At 41.2% G+C, this 19,849-nt stretch carries 20 protein-coding genes and 1 riboswitch; of the genes, 2 read left to right on the forward strand and 18 right to left on the reverse strand.

Annotated elements, in window-relative coordinates; genetic code table 11:
- Window positions 1-12: 12 nt before the first annotated feature.
- Genes NSU13_RS10565 through NSU13_RS10580 form a run of 4 tightly spaced genes read right to left on the reverse strand, consistent with a single transcriptional unit; the run spans window position 13 to window position 3,934 of the window.
- A complete protein-coding gene (locus NSU13_RS10565) occupies window positions 13-798 on the reverse strand; it encodes a LysM peptidoglycan-binding domain-containing protein (protein WP_061109299.1) in 786 nt (261 codons plus the stop codon).
- Entirely contained in the window at window positions 743-1,384 is a 642-nt protein-coding gene (locus NSU13_RS10570; RefSeq protein ID WP_034280396.1) for a CPBP family intramembrane glutamic endopeptidase, read from the reverse strand. The genes NSU13_RS10565 and NSU13_RS10570 overlap by 56 nt, the downstream gene beginning before the upstream one ends.
- Window positions 1,381-2,889, reverse strand: a complete 1,509-nt coding sequence (locus NSU13_RS10575; RefSeq protein WP_342489510.1) for an ATP-dependent DNA helicase RecQ — start codon at window positions 2,887-2,889, stop codon at window positions 1,381-1,383. The genes NSU13_RS10570 and NSU13_RS10575 overlap by 4 nt, the downstream gene beginning before the upstream one ends.
- Window positions 2,882-3,934, reverse strand: coding sequence for a helix-turn-helix domain-containing protein (locus NSU13_RS10580; protein WP_328699566.1), 1,053 nt, complete (start codon window positions 3,932-3,934; stop codon window positions 2,882-2,884). The genes NSU13_RS10575 and NSU13_RS10580 overlap by 8 nt, the downstream gene beginning before the upstream one ends.
- Window positions 3,935-4,201: 267 nt before the next feature.
- On the opposite strand from NSU13_RS10580, the gene NSU13_RS10585 reads away from it, so the two are divergent.
- The gene (locus NSU13_RS10585) at window positions 4,202-4,450 is read left to right on the forward strand and encodes a ferredoxin (protein WP_008361239.1); all 249 of its coding nucleotides are present in this window, start codon (window positions 4,202-4,204) and stop codon (window positions 4,448-4,450) included.
- 34 nt (window positions 4,451-4,484) lie between these two features.
- Here the strand turns inward: NSU13_RS10585 and NSU13_RS10590 are convergent, their stop codons facing one another.
- Complete coding sequence (locus NSU13_RS10590; protein WP_034280389.1) at window positions 4,485-5,066, reverse strand: ECF transporter S component; 582 nt, start codon at window positions 5,064-5,066, stop codon at window positions 4,485-4,487.
- Between the two features lie 144 nt (window positions 5,067-5,210).
- Window positions 5,211-5,341: riboswitch (FMN riboswitch) on the reverse strand.
- Window positions 5,342-5,627: 286 nt separating this feature from the next.
- Between NSU13_RS10590 and serA the strand changes: the two genes are divergently transcribed.
- Entirely contained in the window at window positions 5,628-7,202 is a 1,575-nt protein-coding gene (gene serA, locus NSU13_RS10595; protein WP_024422834.1) for a phosphoglycerate dehydrogenase, read from the forward strand.
- A 235-nt stretch (window positions 7,203-7,437) separates the two neighbouring features.
- Here serA and NSU13_RS10600 read toward each other — a convergent pair whose 3' ends face one another.
- From NSU13_RS10600 to NSU13_RS10660, 13 genes are all read right to left on the reverse strand, one after another.
- The gene (locus NSU13_RS10600) at window positions 7,438-8,085 is read right to left on the reverse strand and encodes a M23 family metallopeptidase (RefSeq protein WP_041117849.1); all 648 of its coding nucleotides are present in this window, start codon (window positions 8,083-8,085) and stop codon (window positions 7,438-7,440) included.
- A 104-nt stretch (window positions 8,086-8,189) separates the two neighbouring features.
- Window positions 8,190-9,296 (reverse strand): sigma X negative regulator, encoded by a 1,107-nt coding sequence (locus NSU13_RS10605; protein ID WP_342489511.1) that lies wholly within the window; start codon window positions 9,294-9,296, stop codon window positions 8,190-8,192.
- Window positions 9,208-9,816, reverse strand: coding sequence for an RNA polymerase sigma factor SigX (sigX, locus tag NSU13_RS10610; RefSeq protein ID WP_024422837.1), 609 nt, complete (start codon window positions 9,814-9,816; stop codon window positions 9,208-9,210). The genes NSU13_RS10605 and sigX overlap by 89 nt, the downstream gene beginning before the upstream one ends.
- A gap of 203 nt (window positions 9,817-10,019) precedes the next feature.
- Window positions 10,020-11,801 carry an ATP-binding protein gene (locus tag NSU13_RS10615; RefSeq protein ID WP_034280386.1) on the reverse strand — a complete coding sequence of 594 codons (1,782 nt, stop codon included), beginning with the start codon at window positions 11,799-11,801 and terminating at the stop codon, window positions 10,020-10,022.
- Window positions 11,798-12,520, reverse strand: a complete 723-nt coding sequence (locus tag NSU13_RS10620) for a response regulator transcription factor (RefSeq protein ID WP_003215596.1) — start codon at window positions 12,518-12,520, stop codon at window positions 11,798-11,800. The genes NSU13_RS10615 and NSU13_RS10620 overlap by 4 nt, the downstream gene beginning before the upstream one ends.
- An 85-nt stretch (window positions 12,521-12,605) precedes the next feature.
- Window positions 12,606-13,784, reverse strand: a complete 1,179-nt coding sequence (gene ccsB / locus NSU13_RS10625) for a c-type cytochrome biogenesis protein CcsB (protein WP_024428071.1) — start codon at window positions 13,782-13,784, stop codon at window positions 12,606-12,608.
- On the reverse strand, window positions 13,768-15,447 hold the full coding sequence (locus NSU13_RS10630; RefSeq protein WP_034280384.1) for a cytochrome c biogenesis protein ResB: 1,680 nt from the start codon (window positions 15,445-15,447) through the stop codon (window positions 13,768-13,770). The genes ccsB and NSU13_RS10630 overlap by 17 nt, the downstream gene beginning before the upstream one ends.
- A gap of 1 nt (window position 15,448) precedes the next feature.
- The gene (locus NSU13_RS10635) at window positions 15,449-15,979 is read right to left on the reverse strand and encodes a thiol-disulfide oxidoreductase ResA (RefSeq protein WP_120208152.1); all 531 of its coding nucleotides are present in this window, start codon (window positions 15,977-15,979) and stop codon (window positions 15,449-15,451) included.
- Window positions 15,980-16,069: 90 nt separating this feature from the next.
- Complete coding sequence (rluB, locus tag NSU13_RS10640) at window positions 16,070-16,804, reverse strand: 23S rRNA pseudouridine(2605) synthase RluB (RefSeq protein ID WP_024422842.1); 735 nt, start codon at window positions 16,802-16,804, stop codon at window positions 16,070-16,072.
- A 135-nt stretch (window positions 16,805-16,939) separates the two neighbouring features.
- A complete protein-coding gene (locus NSU13_RS10645; protein ID WP_024422843.1) occupies window positions 16,940-17,476 on the reverse strand; it encodes a spore maturation protein in 537 nt (178 codons plus the stop codon).
- Between the two features lie 4 nt (window positions 17,477-17,480).
- A complete protein-coding gene (locus NSU13_RS10650) occupies window positions 17,481-18,068 on the reverse strand; it encodes a nucleoside recognition domain-containing protein (protein ID WP_034280382.1) in 588 nt (195 codons plus the stop codon).
- Window positions 18,056-19,207: a D-alanyl-D-alanine carboxypeptidase family protein gene (locus NSU13_RS10655; RefSeq protein WP_120208154.1), complete on the reverse strand. Its 1,152-nt coding sequence runs from the start codon at window positions 19,205-19,207 to the stop codon at window positions 18,056-18,058. The genes NSU13_RS10650 and NSU13_RS10655 overlap by 13 nt, the downstream gene beginning before the upstream one ends.
- 113 nt (window positions 19,208-19,320) lie before the next feature.
- Window positions 19,321-19,800, reverse strand: a complete 480-nt coding sequence (locus NSU13_RS10660) for a YpuI family protein (protein ID WP_034280380.1) — start codon at window positions 19,798-19,800, stop codon at window positions 19,321-19,323.
- Between the last annotated feature and the right edge of the window lie 49 nt (window positions 19,801-19,849).

Raw genomic sequence — 19,849 nt, forward strand, 5'->3', positions numbered from 1 at the left:
CATGTCAGGTGATTAGTTTTCTAGTGGAATATTCAGCACTTGACCACTATACACGCTGTTACCTTTCAAATGATTATAGGCTCTAATTTTCTCTTCACCCGAACGGTTTTTGTAATACTTCATTGAAATTCGATACAGGTTTTCCTCTGGACCAACGGTGTGCTGCACGACACGAACTGGCTTTTCTTCCTGCTTCTTTTTCTCTTCGGCCTCTTTTCGTTTTTTCTCTTCCTGTTGCTTTTGCAAGGCTAGCTGCTGCTGTTCACGCTTTTTGGCAGCTTCGGCTCTCGCGCGCTCTTTTTCTTTCGCTGCTTGTTCACGCTCTTCTTTCTCTTTAGCAGCTTTTTCTTTTTTCTGCTGTTCAGCTTTTTCTTTCGACCGCTGTTTTTCTTTCTCTTTCTTTTGCTTCTCATCATCAGACGCATCCGCTTTATCAACGCTTGAGTCATTTTTCGTTTCGACAAGTGCTGACGGGACTGGGTCTGTGTCAGCACTTGATGTAGAATCAATATTATATACATCTTGATTATTATTATGGTTGATTTCCTTTGATGTGTAGTAGATCAAAAGGAAGAACACTGTGACGACGATAATAGGAAAGATAATAGCAAGTGTTGTAAACAATGGATTACGCACCTTTTTCGTGCGCTGCTTTTTATATTCATGAAAATCTTCTCGTGTAGGAAAGTGAGAGTCATCTGAAGGCTGCACTTCTTCTTCAAAAATTTTCTCTGCATCATCGTCATGGATGTTTGTCAGCTGCTCCTTCTTTCTCTTCATTCTCGACATTTCTTCCATGTTCATCCCTCCCCCTATATTTCAAACGAATTTGACAAGCAAAGACTAAGTCAATGACAAAATGGGTCATGACAGGAACAAATAAATTCCCAGTCCACTCGTATAAAAGTCCTAAAAAAATACTAATAGAAACCACAAGGATAAACAAGAGTATTTTTGATAAGTAGCGAAAGTGAAGGAGCGCAAACACAATACTGGCAATCTCCAATCCAAATTGCTGCTGAACGATCCCTCGGAATAGAATTTCCTCTGAAAAGGCGATGAGCAGTGTTAACCAAACAATATGCGGGATGCTGCGATTTTTGAACATTTTTTCATTTAATCCGCCATCATCATACATATGAGCAGGAAACACCTTCATGACAATCGCATCCACAATAATCACAACCGCAGCGCCGCCAATTCCATAAGTCAGTATCCGCGCATCTTGGATCTCCCAAAGGGATGTAAAATCTGTCCAATGATTGAACATAAATATACCTAGTAAAAAAGAAATGATCAGCATCAGCAGCTGCGTGAAATACAGCTGTTCTACAACTTGTCGATCGGTTAATTTTTCGATGATTCGGCGATGTTGTTCAATCAATGCTGCGCCTCTTTTGTCAGATGAAACATATGGTCCAGCACGGTCTTCCAGTGTTTCATTTCATTCAGCTCCAATGGTTGATCTTTTTTTTCATAATCAGACAGGTCAAGTCCGCAAGAAGAGCAGCAGCTGCCAGAGGATGCGCTCTCCGTTTGATCAAGCTGTTCGTAAAAGTATGATAACAGAGATTGTCTAAAGCAGCTATGATCTGTGATCCGCTCCTTAAATTGCCACACTTTTCTCAGTTTTTCAGTTTGTCTGTCCTGCAATTTCTCTTTCAGTTTCATCAGGAGCACACGAGGCTCGTCAGACTGATACATCCTGTAATAATGGATCAGCATTCTTGCACGTGTCTCCTGAAGCCCTGATTCCATCAATTGTTCACGTAGTTTCTTTTCATCATTTGTCTGCATTTGTGTCAGCCTGGCTAAGAAAAAATCAATTTCTGGATCATCAAAGCCCTCTGCTTGTATTAAATGCTGTTGAATATCCGCGTCCTCTTCTGTATATAAAAGAATGCTCACACTATTTTTCCCGTCCCGTCCTGCTCTTCCAATTTCCTGCATAAATGCTTCAATAGACTGCGGCGGGCTCATATGAATAACAAATCGTATATCTGCTTTGTCAATTCCCATTCCAAAAGCACTTGTACAACAAATGAGGTCAAGCTGTCCGCTGATAAATTGCTGCTGAATAAGCATGCGGTCTCCTGCATCCATTCCGCCATGGTAATACTCTACACGCTGATGGGTTTTTTGTTTCATTATGAGCGCCATATCTTCTGTCATTTGCCGGGTCGGGCAATAAATCAGGCCAGGGCCTTGCAGGAATTCCACAAGCTCAATGGCCCGTTTCTCTTTTGCTTCTTTCGTTTCATGCGCTTCTTTGACTAATGCGATGTTTGGCCGGTTGACAGAATGGATATGAAAGTCTGGATGCTGCAATCTTAACGTTTGCACGGTATCTTTTAGCGTTTGTTTTGTTGCAGTTGCCGTCAGTGCTAAGGCAACAGGATGACCTAACGCTTCTCTCCATTCTCCCAGCTTGGAATATTCCGGACGGAAATCATGCCCCCATTCGGATATACAATGGGCTTCATCGACGACGAACAGACCAATATGCATCGATTTGAGCTGTTCTAGCAGCACCTCTGACATTAATGTCTCAGGCGCGACGAATAAAAATTTATATGATGGCAAATGCCGAATGATATGCCGTCTCTCCTGAAAAGATAATGTGCTGTTCAGTGCCGCCACTCGTTTTTCCCCGCGCATTTTCATTCGTTCGACTTGGTCCTCCATAAGCGATAACAGCGGCGAAATAATGAGAACTAATCCTTCAGTCATATAGCCGGGAATTTGATAGCAGATGGACTTCCCTCCGCCAGTAGGCAGCATGGCAACCGTATCTTTCTGATTCAGTACACTTTGAATAATGTCCTCTTGACCTGCCTTAAATGAGTCGTAACCAAAATATCGCATGAGCGTCTGATGAAGCTTATCCATTTGCTTTCACCATCCTTGTCAGAGCCAATCTTATTTGAAAATAAGTAAATGGATGTTCGAGTTTTTCTTTAATCAGCTTCATTTTATTTGTTTGAAGCTCCCTGGCTACTGCATGAATGGCCTGCTGCTCTTCTTCACTCACATACGGCTCTATTGAGAAGCTCGGTTCATGTATGGACAGCTCGACAATATGGTCTTCGATCGTTGCCTTTTTTAATGAACGAATGTGAGCAATCTGATCAATATCATAGCCTTTTTGCACAAGCTCGAGCGTTTTATGAGTAGAGGTTGTTAGCACGCGTTTGAATTCAAGGTCACCTACGAGCTGCTGCATGACCTGCGCTTCACCTTTTCGGGCAGCATGAATAAAATAATGGAGGACATTCCAAAAAAGCAGGTACACATACCACACATCTTCTTTTAGCCACTCTGCCATTTGCTGATACGTACGCCCAATTCTTTCATTTGACGTCAATGAGTAAACAAAAATCAGCGCCTCTTGATCACTTATACGGGAAAGGAGCTTGTCTAGTTCATGATGCAGCTCTTCCGAAAGCTTATTCTTCTCGTGATGCTGTTTTAAGAAGGATTTCGTCCAGCTTTGTACAGATACATCTCTTTGTATTGGAACATATTGATGCGATCCAGCCAGATGGTGAGACAGCACTTGTACAAGTAACGAAAGCCTCATCCATAGCACCTTTGCTTTATCATGATATTTGGCACCGTGAAAATAAGCGGGCATCGGTTTTTCTGAAAAATACTGGTTTAGCATACGCTGTCCTGCATTTGTAACAGTGAATGTCTCCCCTGTTTTTACAATGTAGTGCTTTTCGTCAAGCTTTATAGCAGAGCGATTCAGCTGATCCCTCGTAAACCCCGGGTAACAGCCGAAGTACTTTGAAAGCTGAAACAAACTGGCATCCTGTATGGTTTGTGATGATTTCTTTCCTTTAAAAAGATGGTAGACAGCACTTATGGAGCGTTCGCCGTTCAATTTATGTACGCTGTCCATTAACATGACATCCAAGTAATGAAGAGTCATTCGCCAAAGCACCTGTCTTCCTGACAAAATTCGAATATTTTCTCCCTTTATTTTAACAGATTTCATAGAAGAAGAAATGTTTAAACTCAATTTGTGGGGGAAAGTTATGAACAAACCCTTATGTGATAAGCATTCTCAATCACTTTACAGTTGAAATGTGAAATTAAAATCATTACAATAAGGTTTGAGGAAATTGTTTTTTATCGGTGAAACTAAAAAGGTTAGACCATTTGTTCCATCGAACAATCTGGGAGGTATTTTTTTAACATGGCAAAATATACAATTGTAGACAAAGACACATGTATTGCTTGCGGCGCATGCGGTGCAGCTGCTCCAGACATTTATGATTATGATGATGAAGGCATTGCATTTGTTACGCTTGATGACAACCAAGGGACTGTAGAAGTTCCAGAAGTACTTGAAGAAGATATGCTTGATGCATTTGAAGGATGTCCAACAGATTCAATCAAAGTTGCGGACGAATCTTTCGATGGTGACCCGCTTAAGCATGAATAGTATAAAAGCCCCTTATGCAGGGGCTTTTTTTATATTAACTATTTTGAAGTCGGCGTTTATTTTCAAACCATGGACGCATTTTCACAAAAATGAGGCTAAACACGATGGTAATGATGATTCCTTTAATAAAGTTAAATGGTAAGATCCCTGCTGTAATGGTCGTCTTGAGCGCATGATCGGATAGTTCTGGCGCGTTTAAGAACCATGTGTAAGCTGGCAGGAATAAGAAGTAATTTAAAATACTCATCATCACAGTCATAAGCAATGTACCCGTGATCATAGACCATGCCATCCCTTTTGCTGATTTGATTTTTTTAAACATAAAGGCGACTGGCAAGATAAATAGTGTGCCTGCAATGAAGTTCGCAACTTGCCCAACTGGAACGCCGGACATACTGCCTTGAATGAGGTAATGCAGTACATTTTTTAATGCCTCAACAGCAATCCCTGCACCCGGTCCATAAATTAAAATCGCAATAATTGCCGGGATATCACTAAAATCAATTTTCAAATACGCTGGAAGACCCGGGAAAGGAAAATCCAATAAAATTAACACAAACGAAATACTGCTGAGCATACTGGTAACAACTAAACGCTTTACTTTACTTTGATTCAATATTCTCTCTCCTTTTCGATCAAATCTTTCGAAAAGAGGATTGTTCCATTTTAGCCACAAAAAAACCGCCCTTGAAAACAGGAGCGGGGAAATTGGGCTAGACAAATAAACGTGTGAACATCAATGTTTTCAACGTTTATGAACCTCCATCTTCTCCCATCCAGACTATACTGTCGGCTTCGGAATCACACCGAATCCTGCCAAAAAGGCTCGCGGGCTTAGAGACTATGCTCATCACCGCCGGTAGGGAATTACACCCTGCCCCGAAGATTGATCATTATTCAATTCGACATCATTATATATGATATATGAGCATTTGTACAGATAAAAATCTGAGCAAATTCATCAGTTTTAAGAAATCGTAAAAAACACAAAAATTATAATGACAAATGCGCAAAAATTGGTTATCTTTTGTTTAAAGGTGTTCATTCTTTATAAAGACACAAAGAAATGTTCGTGTTTTCTTTTTCACTTTACTGCTTTAATTTGATTGACACAGTGAAAAGGAATATGGTAAATTATCAGATATTTATGACGTTTATTTTAGGAGGAAATCTTACGATGTTTCGAGTATTAGTCTCAGATAAGATGAGCAATGATGGTCTTCTACCACTTTTAGAATCAGATTTTGTTGAAATTGTCCAAAAAAATGTAGCAGAAGCAGAAGATGAATTACACACGTTTGATGCCTTACTTGTCAGAAGTGCCACGAAAGTAACGAAAGAGCTTTATGAAAAAATGACTTCATTAAAAATTGTCGGCCGTGCCGGTGTGGGAGTAGACAATATTGACATTGATGAAGCGACCAAACACGGCGTCATTGTGATCAATGCACCAAACGGTAATACGATCTCGACAGCTGAGCATACGTTCGCTATGATTTCATCACTTATGCGTCATATTCCGCAAGCCAACATTTCTGTCAAATCAAAAGAATGGAACAGAGGTGCATATGTTGGTGCTGAGCTTTACGGAAAATCTCTTGGGATTGTCGGCTTAGGCAGAATCGGAAGTGAAATCGCGCAGCGTGCAAGAGCATTTGGCATGACAGTCAACGTGTTTGACCCATTTCTCACAAAGGAACGTGCAGAAAAAATTGGCGTCAATGCGAAATCACTTGATGAAGTACTCGAAGTATCAGATATTATTACTGTACATACGCCATTAACAAAAGAAACAAGAGGACTTCTCAATAAAGAAACGATTGCAAAAACGAAAAAAGGTGTTCGCCTTGTAAACTGTGCGCGCGGCGGCATTATTGACGAGGCTGACCTTCTTGAGGCACTTGAAAGCGGCCATGTCGCAGGAGCTGCACTCGATGTATTCGAGGTAGAACCGCCAACTGATAATCCGCTTGTGGATCATCCACATGTCATTGCAACTCCGCATCTTGGTGCCTCTACAAAAGAAGCACAATTAAATGTAGCGGCGCAAGTATCTGAAGAAGTCCTTCAATTTGCAAAAGGTCTTCCTGTCATGTCATCTATTAATCTACCAGCGATGACAAAAGACGAGTTCAAAAAGATTCAGCCTTATCATCAATTTGCAGGAAAACTTGGACGTCTTGTCTCTCAATCAATGAGAGAACCTGTAAAAGAAGTAGGCATTTCTTATGAAGGCTCTATTTCAAAACTCGAAACATCCTTTATCACAAAGAGTCTTCTGTCAGGCTTTTTAAAAGAGCGTGTTGATTCGACTGTGAATGAAGTAAATGCTGGAATGGTCGCAAAAGAACGAGGCATTAGCTTTAGTGAAAAAATTTCTTCCAGCGAATCTGGTTACGAAAACAGTATTTCCATTGAAGTCAAAGGTGATCTTTCAACCTTTACTCTAAAAGCGACTTACATCCCGCATCTAGGGGAGCGCGTTGTTTCTATTAATGGTTTTAATATTGATTTTTATCCAGATGGACACCTTGTCTATATCCAGCATACAGATGCACCTGGTGTGATTGGAAAGGTTGGACAGATTTTAGGCGACCATGATGTCAACATCGCCACAATGCAGGTGGGACGTAAAGAAAAAGGCGGCGAAGCCATTATGATGCTTTCTTTCGACAAGCATCTAGAGGACGAAATTGTGAAAAAATTAACTGAAGTGCAGGATATTCTTTCTGTCCGCCTGATTGATCTATAAAAAACAGTGATAAACCTCATGCTTTGCATGAGGTTTTAGATTGTCGACAAAGAGCTAAAATGATTTTCATTTTAGCTCTTTGTCTTCTTTTCAGCGTGATTGAAAACCTTTGCAGCCCTAGGAAGGGCGGCTTATCTTTGCGGAGCGAATTTGACATTCGTGAGCACCGGCACGCAGCCCTGACAACGAATGCGAGGGTTTGTCTACACGCTGACCTCATGCAAAAGCATGAGGTTTATTTAGTTGAAACCATTAAACGGTCTCCTGTTCGAATGAGGTGAGTGGTCAGCTCATTAATCTTTTTCAATTGTTCTACAGTCATTTCATGCGCCTTTGCTATCGACCAAAGGGTATCCCCTTGTTTAATGACATATGTATTTTTTTCATGTCCATTTACATGAAGAGCCGGCTCTTGGAAACGTTCCACAGCAATCATTTTGAGCGGATCTACCGCATCCTTTTTGCTGACTGACCAATTGCCACGATGTACTTCAAAATGCAAATGAGTGCCTCTGGAGGCTCCTGTGTTGCCAATTATGCCAATCGGCTGTCCCGCTTGTACATGGTCACCCTTTTTCACAAAACGCTCGTGTAAATGAGCATAGACGGTTTCGTATCCATTTGGATGCTGAATAAATATAACTTCTCCATATGTAGCCGATACATACGAACGCGTGACCACACCTTCACTTGCAGCAAAAATGGATTCTCCTTCTGGCGCAGCTATATCTAATCCCTTATGCGAGCCGCCCCTTTTCCCAAACAAGTCAGTGACTTCTCCTTTCACTGGTTCCACCCATTCGTTTGTCTTCTGCGCATGGGCAGATGGCGCTAAGATCAAGAGCAAAAAACAGCTGGCACCTATGAAGCAATACCTTTTCATCAGTGACTCCCCTTTTTTGAGGTTCTTTTCATGACAGCTTAGTATACAGCAAGAAGACCCTTTTCTATACATCAAAAAAGAACGCATTGAAATGCTTGCGTCCTTTAACGATCTTTAATGACAACTGGATTCGGCAGGGCCGGTACCTCTATTGGTTCATTTAATTCATATGGTCCTACTTGATCTGTTCCTTCATATTGAATGGTGACATCTGTAAAACCAAAATCTTTCGCTGTGAGCAGCAGACCTTCAATGAGTAGAGTATGATCAATTGAGTCCGATAATTGTGCTGATGCTCCAAACGTGATGGTTACATGTTTACCTTTTGATGTCACTTCTTTAATGGGTTCTTCTTTAATTAATGGTTCAAGTCCAGAATCACTCGTGCGTTTCATGGCCTCTACAGCTTCTTCATAAGAAGAATAATGTGTTTTGGAGGGCACCAAAAAAGTCCCGCTCTTATTTTCTAACACGTAATAAGCTTTCTTCGTTTGTTTATCAATTGATATTGCGCCAATGCTGCTAGCCCCTAATTGAAGATGAGAGCCTTTGACTGATTTGATTTCCACTTGTTTATACCTGCTCCATTTGAGCGTTTCTTTTACCATATCTTTAAATCGATTGGCTTCCTTTATCGTATCAAGGGACAAATCATTTTTTAACTGAAAAACAAGTGTATTCCCATTTTCACGAAGGTCCACCATCTCAAGATAAGATTGAAGTGGCTTTGTCATTTCAGGCAGCTGCACCTGTTCATATGTGTTCATCATTTCCTGCAAATGGTCATGTTCATTCTCTTTTTCAATACTAATGGGAACCACTTGAGATGTTGATTCATCTATGTATGCAACCGTCATATACTTTTGCTTGTCTTCATGAGAAACAACGTGTGTGGTACCATTTGCCTGTTTGACCGGCTCTAATGTGGCATTTGCCTGTCCTTTGTCAGCACTTGAGTCCATTTTTATCTGTTTATGCTGTTCTTGAGCAGCCGGCTGAAATAAATGAGGAGAAATTAAAAACGCCATAAATAAAACCACAACGGTTGCCACCGCTGGACCGATCCATTTGACACTTTTCTTTTTCTTCCCGCTTGCCATCAGCACCTGCTGGTATATCTGCTTAGATGAACGGTTGTCCTCCACCTTTGGAAGCTGACTTAGTAACACCTTGATTCGTTCTTCGCTCCAATCGGACCTGTTCGTTTTCATTCACTAGCTCCTCCTTCAAAAGCTCCATATGTTTTCGGAGCACTTTCAGGCCTCGGTGCTGCGTTGTTTTGACTTTGCTTTCCGAGAACTTTAGCGCCTTTGCCGTCTCCATGATTGAGTAGCCCTGGATAAACCTTAAAATGATGACAGCTCTTTGATCAATCGTGCAGTGATCAAGCGCGGCATAAATTTCTTTAGTATTTTCATCCTGTACAGCCAGTTCGTCTGGGAGCAAGTCTGGGTCTTTTACATCCTGCTTATCCCAATCAAACGTGCCGAGTACCCGTTGTCTAATGGTTTGCTGCTTGCGAAACCAGTCAATCGCCACATGCCTTGCAATTGAAAACAGCCATGTTTTCTCGCTGCTTCTTCCTTCAAAAGTTTTATATGAGTGAAGTACCCGAATGTAAACCTCCTGTACGAGATCCTCTGCCTGATTTTTATCTTTAACCATATAAAATAAAAACTGGTACAAATCTTGATGGTACGAATCATATATTTTTTGAAAGGTTTCGTGCATAGGAAACCCCTCCGTTCACTTATTTTTGTCGAGTGACTCTTATAAAACGTTACATTACAACTTTATGACAAATATATTACAAGTTCGACAGTTTGGAAAGGGCTTTTTGTTTAACTTCTCCTTAAAAATTTTAAAATAGAAAAAACACTTCATTTTCTTTACGAAAAGAAGTGTTTCTCATGTAACAAGATTCTTCGTCAAGATTAGACGAGTTCCTGCTTTTTTCTCGGAATATAGAATGTGAAGTGTGTACCTGCCCCCGCTTTGCTGTGAGCATGTATAGAGCCTTGATGCGCCTCGATGATGTTCTTCACAATCGCAAGGCCAAGTCCAGTACCAGAACGCCCTCTCGTCCTTGCTTTATCGGCTTTATAAAAGCGTTCGAAAATAAAGGGCAGATCCTCTTCCGGAATTCCACTCCCCGAATCTTTTACATCCATTTTCAGTCCGTTTTCCACCGATTGAACCGAGAAGTGAACCTCGCCGCCTTCTGGTGTATGACGAATAGCATTATCAATGAGATTCGTAAACACTTGCTCAATCTTATCTGGATCGAATACAAAGTGCGGTTCATCCACTTGAATATCATACGTAAGGTCGATTTGTTTTTCTTTCGCAATCCCGAGAAACTTACGGTAGATCTTCTCTGTCAGCTCTTCCGTATCTGTTGATTCAAGATTCAGTGTAATATGACCTGCTTCCATTCTCGCTAGATCTAGAAGGTCATTCACAAGACGTCCCATTCGAAGTGATTCATCATAGATAATTTGCGCAATCTCTTTCTTTTCCTCTTCTGATCCAGCAATATCATCTACAATTGCCTCACTGTACCCTTGCAGCATGGCAATTGGTGTACGAAGTTCATGACTGACATTGGCAATGAAGTCTTTTCTCAGTTTATCAAGTCTTCGTTCCTCCGTCATATCACGAAGGACTGCAACTGCTCCCCTGACATCCTGCTGATTATACAGCGGAGACATGAGAAGAACCCAGGTACGCCCTTGCAGCGTAACTTCGATCATTTGCTCTTTTTCTGTGCTGACAGCTGTATGAAATAGCTCGCGCGCTTCTGGCGGCAGTTCATCTCCATCCTTGATCTTCATATTTTGCTCGTAATACCATGCCTGCAAAAATCGTTCTGCAGGAGGATTTGTCATCAAAATCGTTCCATCAATATTGATGGTGATGACGCCATCAGCCATACTGCTTAAAATATTAGATAAATGTTCTTTTTCTTGATTTAAGGCTGTGATATGGAATTTAAGCTGCTTCCCCATTTGATTAAAGGCGATCGCCAGTTCTCCAATTTCATCTTGCGTTAAAATAGGAATCTTTGTATCAAATTTCCCTTTCGCCAAATCTTGTGCACCCTCTCTCATCTTTCTGAGAGGATAGGTGACACGTGTTGACAAGAAGAAAGCGAATATAGTGGTCAGTACAATCGCAATGCCGGCGGCTAAAAAGATGTAGCGTGTCGTATGTTTCGTTGTTTGTTCTACAGCGAGGAGTGATTGAGAAAGAAAGACCATGCCTTTTTTTCCGTTCGCTTCATATGGAACACCGACTACAATCCGTTCATCTTTTCGATTGCCTGCATCAGGTTCTGCACGTTTACTGATTTTTTTACGATCTTTCAGTGCTTGATTTAAATCGTTGTCCGCTTCAATTTGTTTCTTTGTAATCGCAGGAAGCTTCCCGTCTTTTTCAGACGAATACCACTCTAGCCCGTCCTCTTGGATGATCGCAATACTTGTCAATTTGTCAGCGAGTTCTGATGTAATCGACCTCGCAAGCGATTGATCCTCATGGCTTTCTAAAATGACCGCTACTTTGTTTGCCATTTGTGTTAAATCAGATTTTGCTTCTTCTACATGATAATTCTCAATGAACTCTAAAAGAAGCACAGTTAAAATAGATAAAACGATCAGGACGAGGAAAAGAATGGTTAACCATAGCTTTCCTACAACACTTTTCCACAGTTTCATTCAGCGCCGACCTCAAATTTGTACCCGACACCCCATACAGTTACGATTTTTTTCGCTGCTTCTGGTGACACTTTATTCAGTTTTTCACGAAGTCGTTTGACATGAGTATCAACTGTTCGTAAGTCTCCAAAGAATTCATATTGCCATACTTCTTTTAGCAGCTTTTCTCTGTCATAGACCTTATCTGGTGTTTTTGCAAGGAAATATAAAAGCTCATATTCCTTCGGCGTGAGGCTGACTTCTTTACCATCAGCCGTCACTCTATGTGCATCATGGTCAATAGAAAGATGAGAAAACACAAGAACATCCTTTGTTGTTGTCCCAGTATTCAAATAAGACGTTTGAGACGATCTTCTGAGCAATGCCTTTACACGTAAAACCACTTCACGCGGGCTGAAAGGTTTGACGATGTAGTCATCCGTTCCTGCCTCAAATCCTTGAACGCGGTTGGCTTCTTCTCCTTTTGCGGTCAGCATAATGATTGGAGTCGCTTTTTTGTCTCGAATTTGATTACACACTTCGATTCCATCTGTACCAGGCATCATTAAATCGAGCAAAATGAGGTCATAATCGGTTTGAAGCCCTTTTTGAATCGCCTCATCTCCATTTTCCGCTTCATCGATTTCATAATTTTCACGTTCTAAATACATTTTTAAAAGGCGGCGAATTCTTGCCTCATCATCTACGACTAATATTTTCGTTTGAGTTGTGTGTTCCATTAGACAGTCCTCCTGCTTTCTCCGTTGTTACATTCATTTTAACAAAAAGCCGAATTGAATCATAAAAGTTGGCTTTTCCTTGTGATTATGCGTAAGAATGAAGCCCCGCAATGACAAGGTTGACAAAGATGAGATTAAACATAATAATGGCGAAGCCGATCACAGCAAGCCATGCGGACTTTTCACCATGCCAGCCTCGCGACAAGCGAAGATGAAGATAGGCAGCATAAAAGAGAAACGTAATCAATGCCCATACTTCCTTCGGGTCCCAGCCCCAAAACCTAGTCCATGCAATTTGCGCCCAGATCATGGCAAAGATCAGCCCGCCTAACGCAAATACAGGGAAACCAATCGAAACAGCCCTATACCCAATTTCATCAACTAAATCTAGGTTCACCTGTTTCACTAGCGGTTGAAGCAGTGCGCTCAGCCGTTTGCGAATGATCAATCGAATGAGTCCGTATATGATCAGCCCTACGCCAAATGACCATAACACCGTATTGACCTTTCTACCTGAAAAAACAGGCGGCAGCTCAACAAACGGTTCCAAACGATCTTCCGTCACAAGCTCCCCTTTATGAGGTCCGACAAGAGCTGGGAGCTCATAGACCATCTCACTTTTTTCTTTATTTTTATCAATCCAATTAAATGTTGCTTCATATCCTGTCATTCTAAAGATAGACGTAACAGCGATAAATGCAAGTGTGACCACAATCATAAACATGACAAGCTCTAAACCAAACGTCTTCTTCCCTGGCTTTGTTTGATCCACATGCTTTAGTAGAAAGATGACACCTGCCACAAAGCTGATGGCTAAAATGGCTTGGCCAAGTGCTGCTGTTGTCACGTGAATATAAAGCCAATTACTTTGAAGTGAAGGAATCAGCGGTGAAATATCTGATGGGAACATACTTGCATAGGCAATAATCAATAAAGCGATTGGAAGTGTAAATAAACCAAGTACAGACACTTGATACACAAAATATAAAATGATGAATGCAAGCACCAGCATCATGCCAAAAGCCGTTGTGAACTCAAACAAATTACTGACAGGTGCATGACCAGATGCGATCCATCTTGAAATAAAATAGCCCAACTGGCTCAAAAAACCGATGATGGTAAGCGTAATGCCAATGAGTGCCGCCTTATTTCTGCGCGGTCCTTCTTCTTTCTTTTTTCCCTTAATGGCACCACCAAAAAAAGGAACTGCCGCTAAATAAAATAGAAAAGCTGCAAATAACAGATTTTCACTGACTGCCGCCATCTAATCCTTCCCCCTTGCTTTTGCTGATACTTGTTGTATCAGGCAGTTCTTTTTGATCAACTGGCTGTTTGATGCCACTGCCGTGCAGTAACACACCAAGATCGGACTTTAAGCCGAACCAGTTTTTGTTTGTATGTCCTGCCACCAATACTTTTCCATCCTTTGCCGACAGCCAGATTCTTCTATGCTGCCAATACATCCCCTGCACGACACCGATCATGAAGATGATTCCGCCTACTATGAGCACGCCAAGTGTTAAATCCTTTCTCACTGTTAACCCTGTGACGTTTTTCGTTTCGACCCGATCAAACTTCATTTTATATAGATTGTTATCAGAACCCTCTACTGTCTCTTGAATGGCGACAAAGCTTTTTTCACCTTTAGGTTTTTCAGGAGAAATCATTTCAAACACGAAAGCAGGATTATTCGGATTCCTTGTTTTCGTACTTGGCGTTCCATCATCGTCAAAATAAAAATCAGGCAGATAGCTCATCACCTTGACTTTGTAACCGCTACCAAGATCATATTCTGACTTAGGCTCCAGCAGATTAATCTTCACTGTACCGAAAGATTTTTCTGTATCTTTACGAATCAGCTGAAAGACCATTTGATCGAGTTCATTTTGTTTAAAATCCACTTGATATAATGAGAAATTGTCAAACTTGAGCGGTTCATTCACTTTGATATCGTGTTCTGTTACCTGCTTCAGCTTGGGCTTTTCACCAAATACAACTTCTCCTTCACGTTTGTATAAAATGGCATCCGTTTTATAGCTTTTCACCACTTGACCATCGCCAGCTTTTTCAATGGCATTCTCAAACACTTCTTTTTCATTTCCAGTTTCATAGCGATCAATTGAAAACGCATTATTTTTCAAGAAGTATTGACCATCCGTACCTGGAATTGGTGCAGTTTCCCCTTCTCTGACCCAAAGCGTTTCATCCACGTACATGCCCGGGACAAACCGGAGCATCGCTCCAATGAGAAAGATGATTAGTCCAATGTGATTGACGTAAGGTCCCCAGCGTGAAAAACGTCCTTTTTCGGCTAAAATATGCCCATTTTCTTCTCGCACGCGGTAACGCTTTTGTTTCATTGCTCTTATGATGCCTTCATATGTATGCTGATCTAATGTTTTGTCTGTCTCGCTAAACAGACGCTGTCTTCTCATAAAGCCTTCTTTTTTGATAACCCCTTGGTTTTTGAGTGCTCGATAAAGAGGAATAACGCGGTCGAGACTGCAAATGACAAGGGAGATTCCGATTGATGCGACAAGAGCTAAAAACCACCAAGAATTATAAAGATCATGGAATCCAAGTGTGTAATACAGCTTGCCAAACGATCCATATTGCTCTTCATAATACGTGGAAGCAGATGCACCTGGCGGAATAAATCGCTCCTGCGGAAAAATCGTTCCAAGCGAAGAAGCGAGCAGTGTAATGACAATCAGCCACACACCCACTTTAACGGAAGAAAAAAAGTTCCATACTTTATCAACAATCGTTTTGTTGTATGTTTGCGAGCGTCTTGCACTGCCGTCATATCTCATATCAAGCAGCTTTGAAGAGTTTTTCTCTTTAGCCGCAATGGGATTCCCGCATGATTCACATAGAACAGTACCGATTGGATTAATATGTCCACACTCGCACTTTACCTCTTTCATTCTATGACCCCTTTGGTTTAATCAAATTCATATATTCATAGACATTACGTTCTGTCATCGTTCCCTTTATGACTTTGATTACCTTGCCTTCAGGATTGATTAAAAATGTGGTTGGCAGCGGCGTAATATCATATGCCTCTGTCACTTGACGATCTTTGTCCATGACAACAGGAAAATTCACGCCATAGGATTCCATAAAATTTTTCACGGCAATCTTGGATTCCGCAACATTGACTGCAACAATTTCCACACCGCGATCCTTGAACACTTCATATTGATTCGCCATATAAGGAAATTCTTGTTTACACGGTCCACACCATGTACCCCAAAAATTAAGAAAGACACCTTTGCCTTTTAAGTCCTTTAACTCAATCCGATCCCCATCGACAGATTGAAGGACAAAGTTTGGCGCAATAGATCCTTCTTTGACTCGATCCTGTTTGGCAAATACTGAGTTATACATTGTATAACATAGTGCCGCAAGCATCACGAGGAGAATGCCCGTCCGTATGAAAAACCGTCTTTTTTTCATCTGAAGTACCCCTTCCCCATAGACATTCAGGTAAATTATAGCATTCTCCTTCTTTTGATGCTTCTTCATTTTTTGAAGTTTATGTGAAAATTAAAAAGCGCTTTTCCCATGATCGGCAATTGCTCTCAGGCGCTTTACTTCATGCGGAGACAATTCTCTGCGGTCTCCTGGTCTCATACCTTCAATATGAAGGAACGAATATTGCTCCCTTTTTAGCTTTAACACATCATGTCCAATCGCTTCAAACATGCGGCGCACCTGTCTGTTTCTGCCTTCGTGAATGGTTAATTGAACAATACAAGTTTGCTTTCGTTTATCAATAGAAAGCATTTTCGCACGAGCAGGTGCTGTTTTTTTATGATCTAACATGATCCCTTTTTCTAGCTTTCTAAGCAGTTCCTTTGAAGGAATGCCTTTTAGCTTCGCTGCATACGTTTTATCAATTTCGTATTTCGGGTGCATGAGCTTATGGGCAAATTCCCCATCATTTGTAATCAAAATCAAACCGCTCGTATCATAATCTAACCGGCCGATTGGATAAAGACGCTGCGGGACATCATCAAAGAAATCTGTGACGACCTTGCGTCCTTTATCATCCTCGGCAGCCGAAATGACGCCGCGCGGTTTATAAAGCATAAAGTAAACCGGTTCTTCTCTTTCAAGCTTTAATCCATTGACTTCAATTTTATCTGAAGAGCCCACCTTCACTCCGAGCTCTGTCACTGTTTGACCATTAACGGTAACTCGTCCTTCTTTAATTAATTCTTCAGCCTTTCGTCTTGAAGCGACGCCGGCATGTGCAATTACTTTCTGTAAACGTTCCATTTGTCTTTCACCTCATGTACTATCTTACTTGCTTGACTTAAAACAAACAAGCATTCGTGGAAAAATAAGCGTTTCGTCTGTCTAATTTCAGCTAAAAAGCGATTTTCCATCCATGAAATACAAAAAAGCGCCTGATTAGGCGCCGCTAAATAACAAACTGACGATAATGACAGATGCAATGACACCAATGAGATCTGCTAACAAACCTACTTTCAGCGCATCTCCCATTTTTTTAATCCCAACTGCTCCAAAATAGACCGTTAAAATGTAAAGGGTGGTGTCTGTTGACCCTTGCATGACAGCTGCAAGCTGGCCAATAAAAGAATCTGGGCCATACGTCGCTATCAAGTCTGATGTCATTCCAAGTGCAGCCGTTCCTGATATCGGACGAATAAACGCAAGCGGCACCACTTCTGGCGGGAAACCAATCGCTGTAAAGACTGGTTTTAATAGTCCCATAACAAAATCAAGCGCACCTGACGCACGGAATATCGTAATGGCTACAAGCATACCGACTAAATAGGGAATGATTGAAAAGGCAATTTGAATGCCCTCTTTTCCTCCCTCCACAAATGTTTCATAGGTTGGTACCTTTTTAATGGTTCCAGCAATCAAAATTCCTGCGATGATCAGTGGTATCAAAGCAAGTGACAGCCAGTTAATAAATGCCACAAGATCACCCCCGCCTGCTTCTGCGATAGTGGAAATAACGATCGATGATAATTGCACCGATTCCTGAAATGAGTGTTGCTAAAATGGTTGGCCCTACAATGTCTGTTGGCTGATCTGCCCCATAGGTCATTCTTATTGCAATGACGGTTGTTGGTACAAGTGTGATAGAGGATGTGTTGACCGCTAGAAATGTAATCATAGAACGGCTTGCTTCATTTTTCCCGCCGTTTAATGATTTCATCTGCTCCATCGCCTTAATTCCAAGCGGTGTAGCGGCATTCCCGAGACCAAAGAAATTCGCCATGAGATTGGACAAAATATACCCCATTGCAGGATGATTAGGCGGAATATCCGGGAATAGCTTTGAAATAAAGGGCCGGCACAATTTACTAAAGAAATTTAACAGCCCTGCCTCTTCGGCAATCTTCATAAGCCCGAGCCAAAAAACGAGGACACTAATCAAACCAATTGAAATAGTAACCGCTTCTTTTGAGCCTTTAAATACAGCCTCGTTCACTTCCTGCATCGTTCCATTAAACATCGCATAGACAAGACCGATGACAGTGAGAAATACCCAAATTAGATTGACCATGAAGATCCGCCTATAGATGTCTGAAAGACAGACTTAAACATTTCTTGGAAACTTTTTTGAGGCATGCGGTTTCGTTTATTTTCATAAAAGATCGGTAATTGCTCGATCACCTGTCCATCTAATAAAATCGTCATTTTTCCGACAACATCTGGGATGGTTTCGGCGTTTTTTTTCCATTTCTTTTTTGGAGCGAGCATTTCCGTTTCAATTTTCACAAGTTTTTTTTCATCTTCATTTAAAAAATAGTCCACATCACGCTTGATAAACGCTTTTTTTTCGTAAAAGGTCCCTTTTAACGAAGCAAGCCTTCCTTTTTCAGCAAGCACATACGTTTTATAGTGATCAAATGCATATTCAAACATAGAGATATGATCCTTCCAGTCGTCCGGCGCATTAATGGTCACAGCGATCAGCTCGGCATCACCTTTTGCAGCGGTGGAGACAAGTGTTCGTTTTGCAAGCTTTGTATATCCTGTTTTCCCTCCAGTGGAATATTCGTATAAACCGGTGAGCAGCTTGTTTTTATTTTTCCAATAGCCTTCCATTGTCTTCGCTTTATAAAAAGTTGTACCGGCAATTTTTTGATATTGTTTATGCTTCATTGCGTATTTTGTTAGGATCGCCATGTCATAGGATGATGAATAATGATTTTTATGATCATCGAGTCCGTGCGGATTTTGAAAATTTGTATTCTCCATTCCTAGTTCAGCCGCCTTTTGATTCATCATAAAAATAAAGCCTTCTAAGCTGCCGCCAACATGCTCTGCAATGGCAACAGCTGCATCATTTCCAGAACGCAGCATGAGCCCGTATGTCAAATCTTCTAAGCTCACCTTCTGCCCTTCCTTTAAATAAATGGATGACCCCTCTGCCCCAATCGCACGTTTTGATACTTTAACGGTATCTTTCATTTTTCCTGATTCAATGGCTAATACAGCCGTCATGATTTTTGTAATACTGGCGATTCTTCTTTTTTCGTGCTCGTCCTTTCCAAATAGGACTCTGCCTGACTGTCCATCTATTAAAATGGCGCTTCTTGCACTCACTGATAATGAAATGTCTGCTTTGGCATGTGAAGAAAAAGGCAGTAAGAGTGTAAATAGAAGAAGGACTGCTGTTCCAATTTTTAAATAGGGCATGTTCATTCACGTCCTTGTCCGTTTTGTACAAGTGTATGCTCAGCTGAAAAAGTTATGATGCCTCGTCCATAAAAAAAAGCGCCTCTACATGTAGAGGCGCTTCTTCAAGTTGCTTATACCATTTTCACTTGCTGATGAGATGCCGTATATTCCAGCTCTTCTCTCATCGCTAAAAAGTCTTTTTCTAATGAAGAAAATAATTGTTTCATATCAGCGGATACTTCATGGTGAAAGACAATGCTGCTTTTTCCTGTATAGGCCGATCGGCTGTCTTCATACCATGTATCCTTTTTTGGCGTGAAAAATTCTTCAATGCATTGATGATAAATACGGTGAAGCATCTGCTGTGCGGCCTGCTGCGGGAATGTCTGCTGCTGGCCCATTTTCCTGCAAACTGCTGCTGCATCCTCGCTGTACACTGCAAGCTTCCGTAATGTACTCAATATGTCACAATAATAGGCTTCCGCTTCGGGGTTTAATCGTTTCAAGCTTGATAAGGTGGCTTCGTTCAGAAAACCATTCATTTCAATTGCAACCTTTGATAAAAAGACGCCTGCTTGATCAACTTGAGCCTTTACATTCATATGTGCCATTTGTTTCGTGTTTACCTTCCCCTCATGGCTTTGTCACCATTTTATCTGT

The organism is Bacillus sp. FSL M8-0049 (assembly GCF_038593355.1).
GTDB lineage: Bacteria > Bacillota > Bacilli > Bacillales > Bacillaceae > Bacillus > Bacillus safensis.